Annotated in this window: 1 protein-coding gene; it reads right to left on the minus strand. The window is 49.3% G+C overall.

What is annotated here, in order from left to right; all coding sequences use genetic code 11:
* The coding region (locus tag ACG9ZB_RS17195) for an ABC transporter substrate-binding protein (RefSeq protein WP_419326840.1) at positions 1 to 284 on the minus strand (284 nt) is incomplete at both ends.

Below are 284 nucleotides of genomic sequence, written 5' to 3' on the forward strand. Positions count from 1 at the left end.
CGTACTGGCTTTAAAGTTCCAAACAAAACTTCGGAGATCAGGATTGGCCTTTAAAATGATCCGCGAACCCGGTGTCCAACGACTGAGCATATACGGCCCAGTTCCTATTGGATGCCCCATCACAAAACCCGCGTTGTCACGATATTTTTCGATGACTTCCCGTGCAACTGCACCTGCAGGCTGATGCGCAAGCAGCATTCGAAAGTTCTGATCTGGGCTGGTCAGGCGAATAACCACGGTATAACGGTCTGGTGTTTGTAAACCAGCGACAGATTGGTCGTAAT

Origin of the sequence: Acinetobacter johnsonii, assembly GCF_048551975.1 — a bacterium.
Taxonomy (GTDB): Bacteria; Pseudomonadota; Gammaproteobacteria; order Pseudomonadales; family Moraxellaceae; genus Acinetobacter; species Acinetobacter johnsonii_A.